Origin of the sequence: Chitinophaga sp. Ak27 (assembly GCF_012726295.1) — a bacterium.
GTDB lineage: Bacteria > Bacteroidota > Bacteroidia > Chitinophagales > Chitinophagaceae > Chitinophaga.
Genome location: NZ_JABAOB010000008.1, coordinates 364,730 through 384,482 on the forward strand (window position 1 = coordinate 364,730; position 19,753 = coordinate 384,482).

The following is a 19,753-nucleotide window of genomic DNA, read 5'->3' on the forward strand; positions in this document are numbered from 1 at the left end:
GAAATATCCGCAAAGATGATTCGCCACAATAGCTTTTTGCTTTACGCTTTCTGCTGTTTTCTGCCTTAAGCTTTCTGCTTTACCGTAAAATCTTCTCCCAACACCAGCTTCCCGCTTTTTCCTTTCGTTACCAGGTCGGCAATTTGTTTATCGCTGAGTTTTTTATCGATAGGAGCGAAAGGAATTTTGAAGCCGCATTCTTTGAAATTCGTACAGCCGTAGGCGGTATTGCCTTTTTTCAGCAAATGCGTTTTACATTTGGGACAGGTTAGTTCTTCTACCACGATCACCTTCTTTGGTTTCGGCTCTTTTTTGGGCTTCTCCTTTTCTTCCGGTACGGGTGGCGGATCTGGCGCCACGGTAATGAATTTGTAGCTGGCAGTCTTTACTTCTTTGGTAAGGTCTACCACCATCTGTATTAATTCATCTTTAAAGGTGTCCATGGCATATTCACCTTTTTCGATCAGGCGGAGCTTACGTTCCCACTGGCCGGTGAGTTCTGCGCTTTTCAGCAGCTCTGTTTGTATGGTATCGATGAGGTCTATGCCGGTTTGGGTAGCATAAATATTTTTCTTTTTCTTCTCTATATATTTTCTGCGGAACAGTGTTTCGATAATGTTGGCGCGGGTGGAAGGGCGTCCAATACCATTGTCTTTCAGCAGCTCGCGCATTTCCTCATCGTCTACCTGTTTACCGGCTGTTTCCATGGCCCGGAGCAACGTAGCTTCTGTAAAGGCTTTAGGCGGCGTTGTTTTGCCCTGGTGTATCCTGGGCGTATGAGGTCCGCTTTCGCCTACTTCGAAGTGGGGCAGTATTTTTTCTTCTTCTTCGTTCTCTTTTTTCTCTTTTACATCGTTGGCATATACTTCTTTCCAGCCCGGTTCCAGGATTTGCTTACCAGTTACTTTAAACGGCACCTGGCCTACTTTGCCGAGCACGGTGGTATTGGATATTTTACATTCGGGATAGAAGGCTGCAATGAAACGTCGGGCTACCAGGTCATAAATCCTTTTTTCTTCGATGGGAAGTCCGCCGGGATGCATGCCCGTGGGAATAATGGCATGGTGGTCGGTTACTTTTTTATCATCGAATACTGTTTTCAGCTTGGGAATGGGATTAGCCAGCAGCGGTGCGGTGAGCGAGGCATAAGGTGTCATATCTGCCAGTATCCCCGCTATTTTGGGATGCAGGTCTTCCGAGAGATAAGTGGTATCTACCCTGGGGTAGGTGGTCAGCTTTTTCTCGTAAAGATTCTGGATATATTTGAGCGTATCATCTGCGGTATATCCCAGTTTTTTGTTGGCTTCCACCTGCAGGGCCGTGAGGTCGAACAGGCGGGGATTACCTTCCTTGCCATCTTTTTTTTCGAAAGAGGTCACTTCAAACGGATGTTCTTGCAGGTAAGCAAGCCCTTTGGTGGCTTTATCCAGCGTTTTGAGGCGGTCGATGGCAGCAGTAAATTCTGTTTCCCGGTAGATGGTTTTCAGTTCCCAATATTCTTCCGATACAAAGGCGTTGATTTCTTTCTGCCGTTGTACAATCATGGCCAGGGTCGGGGTTTGTACGCGGCCTATCGACAGCACTACCTTGCCCTGGGCAAATTTTTTGGTAAACAGGCGGGTGGCATTCATACCCAGCAGCCAGTCGCCTATAGCCCTGGCACTGCCGGCTGCATACAGGTTATCGTATTGATCGGCCATTTTCAGGTGCAGAAATCCATCGCGGATCGCTTCTACCGTCAATGATGAAATCCACAGCCGCTTGATAGGAGCTGTACATTTAGCTTTCAATAACACCCAACGCTGTATCAGTTCGCCCTCCTGGCCGGCATCCCCGCAGTTAATCACTTCTTCGCATTGCTGTACCAGGGTTTCTATCACCTTAAATTGCTTCTGTACCCCTGTGTTTTCAATCAGCTTAATACCGAAGCTCGGTGGTATCATCGGAAGGTCCTCCAGCCGCCAGAACTTCCACTGTTCATAGTAATCATGTGGCTCCTTGAGGGTACAGAAATGGCCGAACGTCCAGGTAACCTGGTAGCCATTACCTTCATAGTAGCCATCTTTGCGTTGTTTTGCCCCGATCACTTCTGCAATATCCCTTGCCACACTTGGTTTTTCAGCAATACAAACTTTCATAATCGATTAAAATTGGGTAACAAATGTCGGATAAAATACTCGTTCGCACAGCTAAATTCATCATGTTATAATTTCAGCTATACACATACAATAATACCAACTAATTTAAGGTTAATATTCACATTTGTCTATACCCTTTTTATATGAAGACAGGCTTTCTGTTATTGTTTACCATGTTACCCCTGCTGGGCATCACACAGTCGAAACCCTCCTTCGATGGCAGTTTTGAACAGTCTAATGCTGCTGGCTTGCCTGAAGGCTGGATGAAATGGGGCACCCGCTATCACCAATATCTCGATACACAGATGGTGCACAGTGGCCACCGGTCTTTATGCTTAACTCCCGAAGGCGTGAAAGGCGCAAATGATTTTGGCAGCAGTGCCATCAGTATTCCCGTTACTTTTTCGGGAGAGAAGATTACACTGACGGGCTTCCTGAAGCTGCAGAACGTGGAAGATGGCGTAGCCGGACTGATTATGCGCATCGATGATAAAGACAACAAAGTCCGGGAGTTTAATAACATGCAGCAAGATAAGATCCACGGTACAGCCGACTGGAAACAATACAGCATCACATTACCCCTGCCTAAGGATGCGAGAACGGTGTATGCAGGCGTTGTTACCAACGGTACCGGGAAGGTATGGGCCGATGATCTGGAAATAACAGTAGATGGCAAACCGCTGTCGAAGGCGCCGCCCCGCTACATTTACAAGGCAGATAACGACACTGCTTTCGATGGCGGTTCGGGCATCGATATCCCTGTGCTTACTCCCCTGCAGGCCAGTCACCTAGAGGTGTTAGGCAAAGTTTGGGGCTTTCTTAAATACTATCATCCGGCCATTGGGAGGGGGGATTATAACTGGGATTATGAGTTGTTCCGGATATTGCCGGCGATATTGCAGGCAAGTACGGAAGCCGCCAGGAATGCAGTATTATTGAGTTGGGTAAATAAACTAAGCACAGCGGCGCCGGGCAAGGAAAAGACGGTGGATGACAGCAAAATTAAAATGTTGCCGGACCTGGACTGGATCCGTGATGAAAAAACGCTCGGCAGAGATTTATCTGATGCCTTGAAAAAGGTAGCCAGCATGCGCCGGGAAGATGAGCAGTATTATGTACAGTTGTATCCTACGGGTAATCCACAATTCCTGCATGAAAACAGCTACAGCAACATGTTATATCCCGACGCCGGTTTCCGGCTGCTGGCATTGTTCCGCTACTGGAACATGGTGCAATATTATTTCCCATACAAATACCTGGTTACAGAAGGCTGGAATCCTCAACTGGCAAAATTTATCCCGCTATTTGTACAGGCGAAAGATGTTGCAGCTTATCAAACTGCGCTGCTGGAATTGATAGCATCGATACATGATTCTCATGCTTCTCTCTATGGTCCTAATCTTTACATCCGCAACCGGATGAAGTCAAAGACGCTACCGGTGAGGATTAAGTTTGTGGAAGAAAAAGCCATGGTGTTGAAAACCACCGATCCGAACCTGGCGCTGCATAAAGGAGACGTGATTACCGCTATTAACCAGGAAACAGTGACCGACATGGTAAAACGGCTATTGCCTACCACCTCAGCTTCCAACTACCCTACACAGCTATGCAGGATAGAAAATTACCTGCTGTTAACGAAAGACAGTACCCTAACAATTACGTACGAACGAAATGGGGAACAGCATACCGTTACCATGCCAGCTGTGCCTGGCGCCGACGGTTACGTGCGGGGCGATCAGCCGGCTACTTCCTGGCGTATGATAGGCAATGACATCGGCTATGTATACCCGGGGTTGTTCAAAAATACCCAGATGGACAGCGTGAAACAGGCCTTTGCGAATACCCGGGGAATGGTGATCGACCTGCGCTGTTATCCCTCAGATGATATGCTGGGGTCACTGGCCTTGTATGTGTTGCCGGAAAGGCAAACATTTGTCAAATTTACCACTGGCAGCACTACCTCGCCTGGCTTGTTTACCGTGACTTATCCTATGAGTGCCGGTGGAAAGAATAAAGACTATTACCAGGGAAAGGTAGTGATCCTGGTAAATGAAACCACTCAAAGCAATGCCGAGTTTGTGACCATGGCCCTGCGCCTGGCGCCCCGGGCCACGGTGATAGGCAGTACCACTGCCGGCGCCGATGGCAATGTATCTTATCTCACGATTCCCGGGGGACTCAATTCCCTGTTTACGGGTATCGGCGTTTATTATCCCAATGGAAAAGAAACCCAGCGGGTGGGCATCAAACCGGATATCATTGTTACGCCAACGGTGAAGGGCATACGGGAAAACCGGGATGAGGTATTGGAAAAGGCATTGTCCCTTATCCGGGAATAAGCTAACGGGTAGGTGCTTTCGGTAAAGAGAATTTCTTAGCTACTTTATTATATCGCTTCAGGTACTTCCGGTCTTTCTTCACGCCCACGGCGGTGACGATGCCGGAAGTTTCTGCTTTTACCCAATAATTGAATACAAACTTCTCCCGGTCGCGTATAAAGAACATCCGGGTCGGCCGGTGGTTGGCATTTCTCAGCAACAGGTTGGCCAGCGTAGTTTTCAGGTTAGCCATAAAGCCGGTGCGGGCGGTATCTTTCTTGTTGAGCACCGCTATGCGCAGACCATGATAGAAAAAATGCATATCACCCAGGGTGGCATATTTATTTCCTGACCAGCGGGAGTAAATGCTATCAGCATATCCCCGTTTTACTTTCACTGCGGCCATAGGAATGGCTACAGCATTGAATCTTTCCAGGGCCATAGGCGCCAGGTAACTTTGCGCCACAAATCCTGAAAGCGAATCGCTGTAAGATTCCTGGTAAGAAAAATGATGAATGGGACTGCCCAGCAGCTGGCCCCGGGCCACAATATGCAGGCTATCGCTGTTCATATGTACGTTGCCAAAATGCGTGATCAGGGCATTGATACCTGTAATCGGCACGGCCGACCATTGTTGGGTAGCTTTGGATGATTCATTCACCGTCACCGCCGACTCCCGCAATTCAATGGAGTCTACCTGCAAACGAAATGGAATGGTCTTGATTAACTGTGTGGGCATATACTTTTCAATACCGTGTTCGAACGGTATCCGTTTATCCCTTTGCGTGGTCAGCTGGGTATGATCAGCCAGGATATGCCGTATCATCAAAGTTGTATCTCCGGCTTGTTCCCGGAGCCGTAATCCGCCGAGATGCAGTACTTCGCCGGCGATGGTGATATAGTCGCGCTGCCATTGGGCGGCGCGGAAGGTTTCTTCGGCGCCCAGGTTAGGCGTTACCTGGAAACGATAGAGTGCGAGGCCATGATGGTCGGGATCCATGGCGAAGCTATCCACCCTGGCCTGTAGCTGTTTATTTTTGTAATACAGGGCGCCCTGGTCGATACGGGTATTATGCAGTAACGATGCCCAGGGCATTTTGTCGGGCTGCCGCAGAACGACGGCCGGATCGTTAAATATTCCTGATAAATGATCGAGTTGTAATTGTAGCGTGTCGGCATGGTGTAGCGCGAGGGAAGCATCCTGCCAGCGCATATCTACGCTGGAGGCGGCAGATAGCTGGTGCGCGGCATTTTCGCGGATACTGCCCTGGTGGAGTTGTACGGACAGTTGTGGGATACGGGCATCCATGTTTTTGTTGTGAAACTGCAACCGGGAAAAATCCATGTTCATATGATCGTAGCGCCACCGGTTACGGTTACCGTTACGCAGCTGTATCCTGCTGCCCCGGAGGTTTACATGGGTTTGCAACTGGCTGCTGTCTTTGTCTTTCACGGTCATGTATGATAAGTGGGCATCCTGTACCTCCAGCTGTTTGATCTCGGTCATTAAAGGACCCGATCCGGTATTTTTTTTGACAGTTTTTCCCTGGTGATAGATGCTTATTTCGGGCTGATGAACGCTGAGTGATTGGATGGATAGCTCTTTCAGAACTGTACTGTGTATGTTTGCGGCAATATCCAGGGAAGGTACGCTTATTTTAATATAACCGTTGTCGTTATACAAGGTAGCATTGGCATCGGTAATGATGGCCTGGTTGCGGTTTAGCGATACCTGGGCAATATCCAGATCGGTAGTGCTGTCGTGGTGGCTGATATGGCGGAATAGTCCGGCTGCGGAGCCCCAGGTAATGATGTGTTGCAGGGTGCGCAAGTTCCGGAAGGCAATGTTGCTGGCGTCGAAACTGCTATGGGGATTACTGAATTGCAGCTGACGGATATCGAGTTGGCCAATACGTATTACCGGCGGGCTTTTATGAGATGCCGTAGTGTGGCTGGCTTTGGGCGGTAATTGAATTTGCAGGGCGCCCAGGCGTATCACATCTACCTGGATATCTTTTGACTGTTGGAAAACGTCCCAGTCAAATACTTCCCAATACAGATCCCGGGCCTTAATGCGGGGGCCATTTTCCAGTTGGGCTAGCAACTGGCTGGCTTTGTTACGGCGGTGGGTACCATCGAACGTGTAGTTATTAAGGGTAATGTTTGTTCTCCCGGCGGTGGCGCTTATTTCGCGTATGTGCAGGTTGGGCATGGAGTGTTTAATATCTACCAGGGAGTCGCTGAGGAAGAAGTTATGCAGCAATACATCGGTAGTAATATTTTTTAGCTGTAGCTTAACTGGTAGCTGGCCTGTGGCGGTGAAGCTGGCATTGCCTTCCTGGATATGGAAGGTGTCCACCATAATTACCTCGCTCAGGTTGTGTAGTGTTTGATAGAAGGCCGGCATTTTAATACTGCCACTGTCGGTCACTGCAGCCTGCTTGCTGCCCTTTTTTTCTTTGGTGAGGAAGCTGATACGGGGGTGAAACAATACGGCATTGTCTGCCTTCAAATGTTTTTTTAACAGGTCTTCCAGGTTTACATCATTTAGCCGCAATGAGGGCGCTGTAAAAGTTAGGCCCTTACCAGAGTGATTTTGCGGGGTAGGTCCGTATTCTACATTGTTAAAAATGACATCATTGTGTTGTAATACAAATTCGTCTACACTGAGCCGAAACAGGCTGTCGAGTGAATAAAACTGAATCTTATTCAGGCTGAGGGCGATGCTGTCGGTAGTGATACCGGGTACTGTGTCATGAGCTATGGTAAGGTTGTAGATGTTCAGGTTAGTGCTGCGGGTGGTGCCGGTAGATACATGACCGGTCAGGAGCAGCGCACCGTCTTTTACGGCGATATACCGGAAGTTTATTTTTTTGAACAGGGTGTTGGGGACGCTGTCCAATGCCCGCTTTTTATCGCGATTGCTGGTTTTCAGACCAGGAAGTTTTAGTACTGGCCGTATACATACGAGAGTATCGATCAGCAATTCCTGGCGCATATAAATAGCAGGCAGGTGGCGGGCATTGAAATAAAATTTATCGGCCTGCAACGACATGCCTCCGCTGGTGGTGGTAGGGGTACTGACAATGGTGCAGGAATCCAGCTCAAATATCTGCTTCTTGCCCGAGAAATGCAGCCGCTTGAAGCTGACAGTATTCCTGCCATCCGGCAAAATCCAGTATTGGTTATCGAATGAAAACTCTACATCATCCGAACCCAGGATATGGTTATCTGAGTTGGTTACCTTGGTAAAGTTGACAATAGCAAAGTTAAAATGGTTGATATGCAGTGGCGCCGGACCATTTACCCGGCTGTATACCAGTGATCCTTCCTGTACGTGTACAATCCTCGCATTTACATATTCCAGCGTTTGTTCCAGGTGTTGTACGATGGACGACAGCTGAAAGGTATCCTCCCTAGGCCCTCTTGGCATATGTTCATGCATGGTCAGATGCGGGCTGATGACGGAGAGGCTGTCGACCAGCAACTTTTTATGAAAGATGAGCGCTCTCCAGGATTGTATGGAAAGATAGAGCCGGGGAATGCTGGCGTCGTAATGGGCATTTACATGAAGGGTATCCTTGCAGATGAGTGTTGCATTGCGTACCACAATGTTTCTCTTCAACAGGGAAAAGTCGATATCTTCTGCATCAAATTTATAGGTGCTGCCAGACTCTTTGTTAACGATGTACTGAATGACCTTTACAAATTTATGGGTCACCAGGTAATACAGGGTACCACCAATGACTACCCGGAGGAGAAGTAGTACCAGCAGTATTTTAAGCCATTTATATAGTTTGGGAGATAGCTTCATGGATTTGTATCACCGGTTACCTCCCGGTAACAGGAAAGTATATACTAATGTTTGATGATCAGGCCACGAGCCTGGCAATGCCAAAAGCGGCAGCTGCGGCGAGTATGCCGATCATGGTTACTTTCAGCGCGCCGGCAATGGGTGGTTGCCCGGTTACCTTACTTTTAAAGTAGCCAAATACAAACAGGCAGATAACTGTAAGAATGGTGGAGCCTATCAGTCCGCGTTGGGGCGTATCCGTAAGCAGGTAGGCCGACAAGGGGAGCAGGCCGCCCACGAAGTAGGAGGCGCCAATGGTGAGAGCGCTCTTGCGGGCCCTGTTGGGATCGGGGGCCTCTAGTCCCAGTTCGAACTTCATCATAAAGTTCACCCATTTTGTTTTGTCTTTTGCCAGTTCAGTGGCTACCAGGTGTTGTGCTTCCTGGCTTAGCCCGTATTCAGCAAATATTTCCTTTACTTCATCCATTTCTTTCCCTGGCACTGTTTCCACCTCGTTGTATTCCCGTTTTAATTCGCTTTCATAATGTTCCAGTTCTGTTTTACCGGCCAGGTATCCTCCTAGTCCCATGGCAATGCAGCCGGCTACTATTTCGGCGATACCGGCGGTGAGGATGATGCTGTTGCTGCTTACGGCGCCGCTAAGGCCGGCAGCCAGGGCGAAAGGTACTGTCAGACCATCACTCATGCCAATCACCATGTCTGTGATAAAATCTGAGCTTTTTAAATGTTGTTCCTGGTGCATACGCTAATGGTTTAGGTGGGATTACGGATATAAATATAAGTGCTTTATCGTATTTTGTTTACCTTAAATAAGGGCTATTTAAAATGTGTAGTTATGTCAAACGCGATTGTATGTTTTGGAGAGATGTTATGGGATATTCTTCCGGAGAAGGAATTGCCGGGTGGGGCACTGATGAATGTGGCTTATCACCTGCAACGTTTAGGCGAAACCGTTTCCCTCGTGTCGCGGGTAGGAAAGGATGCCAGGGGACAGGGATTGCTGGATATGCTGCAGGGATACGGGCTCGATACTCAATATGTACAACAAGATGAAAAGCAGGAGACCGGTAAGGTATATGCTGATATGAGCAATCCTCATGAGGTGCATTACGATATCGTATACCCGGCGGCGTGGGATTTTATTCAATGGGAGCCGCCGTTGGCTGCGTTGTTGCACCGGCCGGATACCCGCTACCTGGTATTTGGGAGCCTTTGTTCCCGCGACGTGGTATCGCGCCACACGCTGGAACAGGCTTTGAAGGAAGCGGTGGTTAAGGTATTGGACATTAACCTGCGGGAGCCGCATTATACCCGGGGGCATGTAGAATGGCTGTTGGAGCAGTGCCACGTATTGAAGCTGAACCTTACAGAGCTGGAGCTGATCAGCAGCTGGTATCACCCTTATGAAGATAAGGAACAGGCGGTACGGCTGCTATCGGCGCGGTTTAGCATCCATACTATTGTGGTAACGATGGGAGCAGATGGGGCTTTATTATGGATGGATAATACCGCGTACGTAGAACCGGGAATACCGGTAAAGGTGGTAGATACAATTGGCAGTGGCGATGCTTTCCTGGCGGGATTTCTGCACAGCGTCATCCGCAATCGGCCAGCCCGGGAATGCCTGGTGTTTGCCAACGCGCTGGGCGCTTTGGTGGCTTCTTTTGCCGGGGGCTGTCCCGATTATGATCCCGGTACAATATTGCGATAATTATCAACGGCCCCTCCAGGGGCCGTTGATAATAACAGGATCATTATTTCCGTGTGAAGACAATTTCCATTTCTTTTACTTCCTGCCCATCGCTCATGCGGTACATTTCCATTGTATGATGGTCATTGTCCTGCCACTTCTCCACCTGGCGAAGCTTCACATGTTTACCGGTGATGGGGTCGTCCATTTCCCCGGTTAATTCAAGGGCTTTGAGGTCATCGTTCCATTTACCTTCCATGTTCATGATACCGGTGCCCATATTGTCAATCCAGGTACTGACATATGTTTTCCGGGCATTGTCATAAGCCATAATGCCAAGGCCTTCGAACGGCATGCCCATCATATCGCCGTTGTATTTGCTTTGGCAATACCTGCCTCCCATGATCATTTTATTAACGCAGCTACCGAATGATTTTTTAGGCGGGTCGCCTGGCTTTTCCCAGAAGCTGGCTTCGGTGGTCCATTCACCATCTGCCAGCGCCATGTGCTGGTGTTCCGGGCCGGGTGTCATGTAAGACATCCATGCTTTCATCATAGCGGCAGAGTCCTGCTGCGCAAAGGCATTGAAAGCCGTTAACAGGCATAAGACTGCTAAAAAGTAGATTGTTTTCATGATGTACAATGGTTTAGAGGTTGTTGAAATCGGGGTATAGAATTACAGGAAAACAAGATAAGTTATTTGTGGTTCATAGCCATGGTATGCGTGTTGCACCTTGCAATTATCAGGGATTCCCTACCTTTGGAAGCGAAAGAATGATCCCATTATGCAAACCATCATACTGGATGTGTCCGCAAACAAGGCGCAACCGTTGACGATCGATGCTGCCATCTCCTTTGAACCGTTTGTTGCCTACCTTAAAAAGAGGGTAGCAGAAGAACATACTGTAAAGGCGATGATATACCAGGAAACCCTGCAACAGTTGCTATCTTCAGATGTAAGTCAACGGGACATCCCCCTGGCGGAAATCATCCGTTATGGCCCTTTGCTGGAATATATCTACGCCTGCCTGTCGCCCGCCATGAGAGGGGAGCAGGACCTGGTATGGGGGCTCAGCTTCCCCTTTCAGCCCATCACTTTTTATGGCACCGATCTGATATATGAATTGATGGACAGCAAAGGCCATGATCATCAGTATGAAGTAGAGCGCTCTCCGGCCGAGTACCATATGGAAAGGTTACGGCAGGTATATGTTTTCATCTTACAGCGACTCTATAATTTCCAGGCGCCGGTGAGAACAGATTTATATCACGCAGGCATTAACAAGGCAACCGGTTTGCTGCAATATTATGCCGTACATATTAACACCGATTTTATGACGGTAACGGCTAAAGAGCCATTGCCGGAGATCGATTTTGTACAGTTATATACCAGCATGAGTGAAGGAGGCGGGTTTGAAGTACTGCAACAGTTGTTGCCACTGGACATGTTCCGCTTTCGTGGTTTTTGCGTCATTACGGTTACAGATATCACCGCACAAAAGGCCGTGGAAAACATCCGCCAGGTGCGGCTTTCCCGAACGGCTCTAACGGGAGAGAAAAGCTATCAGCAGGTGATCCAATCGTTGAAGTCATTGTTGCGTAATAGTAAAATTGAATTTGACCTGTTTCCTTTCCTGCGGGTAAATGATGAGCCGGTATATGGTTTTGAAAAAGGAGGCACCGGCATTTTATTCCAGGTATGGGGCGAAGACCGGCTGCCGGCGGAAGAATTCCGCCGGCAGGTAAAAGGCTTTTCCGCGAAGCCTGTTTTTTATTTCTCCTCCGATATTTTCCTGGAAACCCGTAAAGAATATGCCTTCCTGGAACATTTCCGTAAACTGGGGGTAAAGTCGCTAGCGCTGATGCCGCTGTACCACGTGCAAGAACTGGTAGGCGTACTGGCGGTACATACCTGGGGAGAAGAAACTTTTGGAGACAGATCCCTCGCGCTGCTGGAACCTGCCATAGCAGCTTTAGCGCAGCTATTGCAGGTTTATATCGATGAGTTTAACCTGGAGATAGAAAAGGTGATCAAGGAAAAATTTACTTCCATACAGCCTGCTGTACAATGGAAGTTTAATGAAGCCGCCTGGCAATACCTTTACCAGGTAAAAAGAAACCAGCCGGCGGTTATTCAGCCCATCCTGTTTAAAGAAGTGTATCCGTTGTATGGCGCCATTGATATACGTAACTCAACAGTGGAAAGGAATAAGGCGATTATTGCCGACCTGGACGGGCATCTGAGCCTGCTGGCCTCCACCCTCGATATTTTACGCGGTCAACATGAGGATGATCTCCTCAAGGAAATGATTTTTCACTGTCTGCAATGGCAGCAGGCATTGGTACAGCAGCAGCTGAGCCCCTCCGATGAAAATGAGTTGAACCGCTTCCTGGAAGTAACCGCGGTGGAATACCTGCGGCACGTAGCGGAACAGTATCCGGAGCAACGGGAAAACATCGAGGTGTGCATAGATAACCTTAGCAGCGATAACAATAAAGACGCGCTGGAAAAATCTATGCGCATGATCAATCAAACGGTGAACGGATATTTTGAGTCGGAGAAATCCAGGCTCCAGGAATCTTATCCCTGTTACTTTGAAAAATTCAGAACGGATGGGGTGGAGTATGACATTTATATCGGTCAAACAATTGCGCCGAATCGCCCCTTCAATCACCTGCATCTCAAGCATATCCGTCTATGGCAGCTTTCGTCTATGGTAGCGGTGGCCAGGCTTACACATAAGTTGCTCACGCAGATGCCCAAATCTTTGTATACTACCCAACTGATCTTTGTACACACGCATCCCATCGATATCGGTTTCCGGGCAGACGAGCGGAAATTTGATGTAGAAGGGGCATACAATATCCGTTACCAGATGATCAAGAAGCGGATCGATAAAGTGCATATCCGGGATACAGAAGAACGGTTAACACAACCGGGAAAGATTGCGTTGATTTATTCTGATCCCAAAGACCTGGAAGATTACCTTCCGTTTATCCGTTACCTCCAGGAATCGGGAGAGCTGAAGAAGGAGCTGGAAGAGCTGGAACTGGAAGAGTTACAGGGATTGAACGGGTTAAAAGCTATCCGGGTAGAAGTCGTATTTCCGGAGGCCATTCATCAAGCGTAGCAGGTATGGAGAAGAAAGATTACGATGCCATTGTAGTAGGTTCCGGGCCTAATGGCCTGTGTGCCGCCATCAGGCTGCAACAACAGGGGCTGTCGGTATTGCTGCTCGAATCGCGGGATACTATTGGTGGTGGTATGCGTACGCAGGAACTTACCTTACCGGGCTTCTTACATGATGTATGTGCAGCGGTACATCCTATGGCATTGGGTTCTCCCTACCTGTCGCAGTTGCCGCTGGCAAAATACGGACTGGAATTTATCCATTCGCCGCTGGTGATGGCACACCCATTTGATGATGGCACGGCGGCGGTCCTGTCGCGCTCCCTCGATGAAACAGCCGATTCGCTGGGGATTGATGGCGCCGCCTATCGCAACCTGGTAGCACCGGTGACAGCGCATTGGGAAGAGATAGCCGGGGATAGCCTGGGCCCATTATCCTTTCCAAATCATCCTTTGATCATGGCTCGATTTGGTGTAAACGCCCTGCGATCGGCGGCTGCCATTGCCCGGCGATTTGTAACACCAGCGGCCAAAGGTTTATGGGCCGGTATCGCCGGCCATAGTATTCAACCGCTTACCAATGTCGCCACCGCCGCAGTAGGTATGGTACTAGCAGCAGCAGGGCATCGCCATGGATGGCCCATTCCGAGGGGCGGTTCGCGGTCTATCGGCAATGCGCTCCTGCATCATTTCGAATCGCTGGGTGGCGAAATTCAAACAAGCGTACACGTTAGTTCGCTGGCCCAGCTGCCCTCGCATCATGCCGTACTGTTTGACCTTACGCCTAAACAATTATTACAGATTGCAGGCAACCAGTTTACGCCGTATTACCGGCAGCAGCTGCAACGTTATCGTTATGGCCCCGGTGCATTTAAAGTGGACTGGGCGCTAAGCGGACCAATCCCATTTAAGGCGGAGGCCTGCCGGAAAGCGGTGACCGTACACCTGGGCGGCACCTATGCTGAAATTGCCTTGTCGGAGCAACGGGCTTACCGTGGGGAATACAATGAAGCGCCTTTTGTATTGCTGGCACAGCAAAGTTTGTTTGACCGGCGGGCCCCGGCAGGTCAGCATACTGCATGGGGATATTGTCACGTACCCAACGGAGCTACCACCGATATGACAGACGCCATAGAAAAACAGGTAGAACGGTTTGCCCCGGGTTTCCGTGATTTGATACTGGCGCGGCATACTTTTACTGCGCAACAGCTGGAAAGCTATAACCCTAACTACGTAGGCGGCGACATTAACGGAGGTATCCTGGATATACGGCAACTATATACCCGCCCGGCCCTGCGATGGTCGCCCTATCGTACTGCTGCGAAAGGGATTTATATCTGTTCTTCTGCTACGCCTCCCGGCGGCGGTGTGCATGGCATGTGCGGTTATCACGCAGCCAATACTGTATTAAAAGACCTTTTTTAGTCCACTCCGTATAGCCGTTGGAGATAGTGCCAGTTCACTTTTTTTTCTTCTTCAGCCGCGCTATTTTTTGTAACCTGGAAAGGTATGAAATGCCTAAGCCCCATTACCTGGCTGGAGAAAGAAACTATTTGGCAATAATGGCAGGCTTTTAATCACTCCCCTTTTTATTTTGTTTTTCGGGAATTACATATTATCTTAAAGCATTCCGATTTCCACATTAAATCCATCCATCGTTATGAAAATAAGGCTGCTACTGCTCTTTTCCCTGTTTTTAAACCCGTTTTTGCAATCGAATGCACAAACACTTCCGGCCATCGGTATCTGCTCGTCTTATACCAACGACAGCCTGGCGGCAGCCAACGGCTTTACCTTCCTGGAAGAAGCCGTCCGCAAGGTACTTTCTCCTGCCCTGAGCGAGGGCCAATTCAACGAACAGCTGCAGGCCATCCGCCGTAGCCGCTGTAAAATTGAAAGCTGTAATGTATTCATCCCGGGGAACATCCGGCTTACGGGCGACTCAGTAGATGAGCGCAAGGTATTGGAGTATGTAGATGCTGTTATGCGCCGCGCTAAAATAGCGGGAATAAAACTCATTGTATTGGGAAGTGGTGAAGCCCGCAAAATACCCGATGGCGCCGACCGCAAAAAAGTAGTGCGGGAGTTTATAGGATTATGCCGCAAAATGGCTGTTGTTGCCGCAAAATATGATGTAGTCATTGCTATGGAAAACCTGAATACTTCTGAAACTAATTTTGTCAACACCGTAGCAGAGGGCAACGATATTGTACGCGCGATTGGTCATCCTAACTTCCGGCTTACGGCAGATATTTATCATATGCTGCGGGAACACGAATCGCCGGAGAGTATCGAAAAAGCAAAGGGCATACTGGTACATTGCCATATTGCAGAGCGGGAAAAGAGAACTCCGCCGGGACTGGCCGGCGACGATTTCCGTCCCTACCTCGCAGCCCTGCATAAGATTGGCTTCAACGGGCATATCATGATGGAATGCCGTTGGGAGGACCCTGCTAAGCAGTATAAGCCTGCCTACGAATATTTACATCAGCAACTCAATGAAGCCTGGACCACTCAATAAAAACTGAAATCTATCTCATATGTCTGCATCAAAAAAAACAAGGCGGGAATTCCTGCAACAATCCTTACTGGCAGGCGCCGGTATTACCCTCAGCGCCATGGGCATGCCTGCCAGCAGCTACGCCCGCATTATGGGCGCCAACGATCGTGTTAATGTAGGGCTGGTCGGATTTTCTGACAGGGCCCGGCAGGCGCTGCTGCCCTCTTTTTTTAATAACAACAAAGAACTCAACTTCGACCTTATCGCGGTATCTGATATCTGGAACCGCCGCCGGGAAGAAGGAAAAGCTTTCCTGGAGCATAAAACAGGGCATAGTGTGCAAGCCTGTGTGAATAACGATGAACTATATAAAATCAAAGGGCTGGATGCTGTATTCATCGCCTCGGCCGATTTTCAACATGCTTATCACACCATTGAAGCCGTAAAAAATAAATGTGATGTATATAGCGAGAAGCCATTTGCTGAAACCATGGAAGAAGCACGTAATGCACTGAAAGCAGTGAAAGAATCCGGTCGCATTATGCAGGTGGGTACCCAGCGCCGCAGCGGTCCCAGCTATCATGCCGCCGCCGACTTCATCCAGCAGGGTAAGTTCGGGCCTATCACTATGGTGGAAATGACCTGGAATGTAAATCAGCCCGGCCGCTGGCGCCGCCCGGAACTGGTGAAGTCGATCCGGGAATCGGATACCGACTGGAAACGCTTCCTGGCAGGCCGTCCACATGATACCTGGGATCCCCGCAAATACCTCGAATTCCGCCTCTTCTGGCCTTATTCTTCTGGTATCTTCGGTCAGTGGATGACGCACCAGATCGATACGGTGCACTGGTTCAGCGGCCTGAAACATCCCCGCAGCGCAGTCGCCAACGGCGGTATCTACATGTGGAAAGATGGACGCAAAAATGCCGACACCCTCACCGCGGTTTTTGACTACGGTCCGGAAAATGATCCCGGCAACGGATTCCAGGTAATGTATAGCAGCCGTTTCCACAATTCCGCCGGCGGCACGAAAGAGATTTATTATTCCAACGGTGGTACCATCGATATGTCTACCAACAAAATCAGCCCTACCGGCGGACTCACGGAAAAAGAAGCGCAGGAAATGGGGTTGCACGCCAACCTGCTGCCTAACATTACGCTGAGCAACGAAGAAGCTGCCACTACCAGTGCCAACACCGGAGGCGATTCGCTCACCAATGCCCATGTACGCAACTGGATGACGTGTGTACGTGAACGTAAGCAACCCAATGCACCCATCGAAGCAGCTTACTCGCATTCTATTGCCCTGATCATGGGCAACGCCGCCTATCGCACCGGCATGAAAGCTACCTTCGATGAAGCTACCCAGGAAGTAATGGTAGGCGGTAAAGTATTTACACTCTAAACTGGCCCCTCCGGGCATGTAACATACATCCTCCCGGCAGCAACAGCACTACGCCGCACACGGCAATGATAAAGGCGGTTGCTGTCGGGTAATAAAAATGCCTGGTAGGAATACCTACGGCAAACAAGATACGGGGATATACATACGGATCGTAAGGCGCCAGGCCTAATAAACGAACTACTGGTCCTGCTGCCAATACTGCCAGTCCTAGCATCACCGGGATCATATAGTTCCTGAAATGCATACTCAGCCAATATTGCAGCGCACATAAGGAAAGCGTACCCACATATACCCGTCCGCAACGCACTAGCATGGTTTCCCAGGGAATGTTCTGCACATATAATGGATACGCCGGAATCACTGCATGTAATACCAGCCCCTCCGCTACAACAAACAGGATGAACAACAGGAAATAAATAACCAGGTAATACTGGGCTACTATAAACTTGCTCAGGTAAATATCTGTATAACTGCGAGGTAAGCTGTACAACTGCTTCCAGGCATGATGCCGCGTTTCTATAGCCGCCAGGAAGGCAAACAGCAATAGGCAATATACCGGTATCATGGCCATGGACGCTGTATCGAGGTTCATCATAAACAATAGATCCCACGGCCCCCTTTTCATCATCGGGATAAAGGTTTCCGGATGTTCTTCCATGCCTACAAAGTGCAGTACAGGTAGCAAACCAGCTACCAGCAACGTTAACCAGGTAATATGACTTCGGCGGCATTTCAGCCATTCCGCCGTAATATGCCATAAAAGCGTACGATTCATATTATTGTTTTAAATTCATCAACGAAACTCAGCGAAATACATCCCCCTACAAAATGAATTCAATCAAATGCCCTATTTTTTCCGCTAACAGGCTGGTCTGCAGCGTTATTAGTTGATGGTATAAAACAGGGAGCCGGTATAAGAAAACCGGGTGTTGGTTGAAAATAGCAGCAGTATGTAAGGGAGATATTTACTTTTATTGCATGAACAAGCGGGTACTGATAACTTTGCACATTGCTTTCTGGCTACTGGTGGCTGTTATTGCAGCCCTCGCCCCAGCACTAGCAAGGAATAACGGCCAATTTTTATCGTACTGGATGGTAGCCTTTTTGTTCTACCTGACTAACTTCTACGCCAATCTTTGTATCATTTTCCCCCGATGGATGAAAACGCGGCAGCTATGGCCTATGCTGCTCTCCTGGCTGGGATTGATGATCATCGACACCCCCATCATTATTTTTATCAATAGTTTATTCGGCGTATACCAGGCCGGAGATTACTGGTATAAAACGGTAAAGTTTTTTTTTCATAGCGGATGGATACTTAGTATGCTTCTTCCCGTTAGTATCGGTTATCAGTTTGCGCTCGACTGGTTCCGGAACGACCGGCTCCGGCGGCAATTAGAAAATCAGCAGCTGAAAACAGAACTTGCGTTCCTGAAATCCCAGATCAATCCCCATTTCTTTTTCAATACACTCAACAGCATTTATATACTCGCTTACCAGCAATCCGATAAAACAGCCGACGCGGTCATGCGCTTGTCGGATATGATGCAGTATATGCTGTATGAAAGTAACGGAGAGCAGGTGCCGCTTCACAAGGAAGTAGCCTATATTGAGCAGCTGATTGCCTTGCAGCAGCTACGTATGCTATACCCGGATAATCTGCAATTGCATGTGGAAGGAGCGTTGCCGGACATCACGATAGCGCCCCTGTTGCTGATCCCTTTTGTGGAAAACGTATTTAAACATGCCGCCCTGAATGAGCCCAATGAAAAAGTATCGTTGCAACTACAGGTATCCGACCGGCATTTAACTTTTCATTGCCGCAATAAGATAAACCAGGATCATAAAGACAGCACGGGAGGCATCGGTTTATCCAATGTGAAACGAAGACTGGGACTATTATATCCTGGTAAACATACCCTGGATATCTCCACAACGCCTACACACTATATGGTAACACTAGTATTGACAACTCACTGATATGCACGTACTAAAATGTATAATTGTTGACGATGAACCGCTGCCTTTGCAACTGCTGGCCGACTATGTGAAGAAAACCCCTTTCCTGGAGCTGGTGGGCACTTACAATAACCCATTGGACGCCCTGAATGCGGTACAGCAACAGCAGGTAGACCTGGTATTCCTGGATATCCAGATGCCTGAGCTGACAGGCATCGCGTTTACCGAACTGGTAGGCGACAAATGCAGTATCATTTTCACTACCGCATATCGGAACTTTGCATTGGAAGGCTATGAGTTGAATGTGGTAGACTACCTGCTCAAACCTATTGCATTTGATCGCTTCCTGAAGGCTGCGGGTAAAGCCCTGCAGCTGATTAGTCCCGCTCCGGCTATGGCGACAGCTGCGATCCCGGCAACGCCTGTATTATTCGTTAAATCAGATTATAAACTGGTAAAGATCTGTGTGCCGGATATCCTATACATAGAAGGGCTTAAAGAATATATCGCGATTCATACAATGACCGGCAAGGTAGTAACCCTGCAAAATATCAAGAAAATGGAAGCTGTGCTGCCTGCAGCGCAATTCGCAAGGGTGCACCGTTCCTTTATTGTAGCGCTCAATAAAATTGATACCATAGAACGCAATATGATCCACATAAAGAACGATGTGATCCCGATAGGGGAGTTGTATAAAGCGGCATTTATGAAACAAATTAGCGGGAGCAGTTTGTAAAAGATCCTGTCTGTATAAACAATCGTCCATTTGGTTGAATAGCCTTGCTGCACGTCGGGTATA

At 48.6% G+C, this 19,753-nt stretch carries 13 protein-coding genes; 8 read left to right on the forward strand and 5 right to left on the reverse strand.

Features of this window, described 5'->3' with window-relative positions; translation table 11 throughout:
* Positions 1–65: 65 nt before the first annotated feature.
* Positions 66–2,138, reverse strand: coding sequence for a DNA topoisomerase 3 (locus tag HGH90_RS25430; protein ID WP_169192157.1), 2,073 nt, complete (start codon positions 2,136–2,138; stop codon positions 66–68).
* Positions 2,139–2,281: 143 nt separating this feature from the next.
* Between HGH90_RS25430 and HGH90_RS25435 the strand changes: the two genes are divergently transcribed.
* Positions 2,282–4,477, forward strand: a complete 2,196-nt coding sequence (locus HGH90_RS25435) for a S41 family peptidase (protein ID WP_169192158.1) — start codon at positions 2,282–2,284, stop codon at positions 4,475–4,477.
* Position 4,478: 1 nt separating this feature from the next.
* Here the strand turns inward: HGH90_RS25435 and HGH90_RS25440 are convergent, their stop codons facing one another.
* Together HGH90_RS25440 and HGH90_RS25445 are read right to left on the reverse strand one after the other, a co-directional pair.
* Positions 4,479–8,270, reverse strand: a complete 3,792-nt coding sequence (locus HGH90_RS25440; RefSeq protein WP_169192159.1) for a hypothetical protein — start codon at positions 8,268–8,270, stop codon at positions 4,479–4,481.
* A 58-nt stretch (positions 8,271–8,328) separates the two neighbouring features.
* Positions 8,329–9,012, reverse strand: a complete 684-nt coding sequence (locus HGH90_RS25445; RefSeq protein WP_168766526.1) for a VIT1/CCC1 transporter family protein — start codon at positions 9,010–9,012, stop codon at positions 8,329–8,331.
* Positions 9,013–9,105: 93 nt separating this feature from the next.
* Between HGH90_RS25445 and HGH90_RS25450 the strand changes: the two genes are divergently transcribed.
* Positions 9,106–9,981 carry a carbohydrate kinase family protein gene (locus HGH90_RS25450; RefSeq protein ID WP_168766527.1) on the forward strand — a complete coding sequence of 292 codons (876 nt, stop codon included), beginning with the start codon at positions 9,106–9,108 and terminating at the stop codon, positions 9,979–9,981.
* A 43-nt stretch (positions 9,982–10,024) separates the two neighbouring features.
* Here HGH90_RS25450 and HGH90_RS25455 read toward each other — a convergent pair whose 3' ends face one another.
* Positions 10,025–10,594 carry a DUF1579 domain-containing protein gene (locus HGH90_RS25455; protein ID WP_168766528.1) on the reverse strand — a complete coding sequence of 190 codons (570 nt, stop codon included), beginning with the start codon at positions 10,592–10,594 and terminating at the stop codon, positions 10,025–10,027.
* Positions 10,595–10,745: 151 nt separating this feature from the next.
* Between HGH90_RS25455 and HGH90_RS25460 the strand changes: the two genes are divergently transcribed.
* The 4 genes from HGH90_RS25460 to HGH90_RS25475 all read left to right on the forward strand — a co-directional run bounded on the left by HGH90_RS25460 (position 10,746) and on the right by HGH90_RS25475 (position 16,995).
* Entirely contained in the window at positions 10,746–13,091 is a 2,346-nt protein-coding gene (locus tag HGH90_RS25460) for a GAF domain-containing protein (RefSeq protein WP_168766529.1), read from the forward strand.
* A 5-nt stretch (positions 13,092–13,096) separates the two neighbouring features.
* On the forward strand, positions 13,097–14,515 hold the full coding sequence (locus tag HGH90_RS25465; RefSeq protein WP_169192160.1) for a phytoene desaturase family protein: 1,419 nt from the start codon (positions 13,097–13,099) through the stop codon (positions 14,513–14,515).
* Positions 14,516–14,750: 235 nt separating this feature from the next.
* Entirely contained in the window at positions 14,751–15,611 is an 861-nt protein-coding gene (locus HGH90_RS25470; RefSeq protein ID WP_169192161.1) for a sugar phosphate isomerase/epimerase family protein, read from the forward strand.
* A 19-nt stretch (positions 15,612–15,630) separates the two neighbouring features.
* A complete protein-coding gene (locus tag HGH90_RS25475) occupies positions 15,631–16,995 on the forward strand; it encodes a Gfo/Idh/MocA family protein (protein WP_168766532.1) in 1,365 nt (454 codons plus the stop codon).
* On the opposite strand, the gene HGH90_RS25480 is transcribed toward HGH90_RS25475, so the two are convergent.
* Positions 16,985–17,770 (reverse strand): ABC transporter permease, encoded by a 786-nt coding sequence (locus HGH90_RS25480; RefSeq protein ID WP_168766533.1) that lies wholly within the window; start codon positions 17,768–17,770, stop codon positions 16,985–16,987. The two genes, HGH90_RS25475 and HGH90_RS25480, sit on opposite strands and share 11 nt — an antisense overlap.
* Positions 17,771–17,973: 203 nt before the next feature.
* On the opposite strand from HGH90_RS25480, the gene HGH90_RS25485 reads away from it, so the two are divergent.
* Both HGH90_RS25485 and HGH90_RS25490 read left to right on the forward strand, forming a co-directional pair.
* A complete protein-coding gene (locus tag HGH90_RS25485; protein WP_168766534.1) occupies positions 17,974–18,975 on the forward strand; it encodes a sensor histidine kinase in 1,002 nt (333 codons plus the stop codon).
* A gap of 1 nt (position 18,976) precedes the next feature.
* Positions 18,977–19,690: a LytR/AlgR family response regulator transcription factor gene (locus HGH90_RS25490; protein ID WP_168766535.1), complete on the forward strand. Its 714-nt coding sequence runs from the start codon at positions 18,977–18,979 to the stop codon at positions 19,688–19,690.
* The last annotated feature ends 63 nt before the right edge of the window (positions 19,691–19,753 follow it).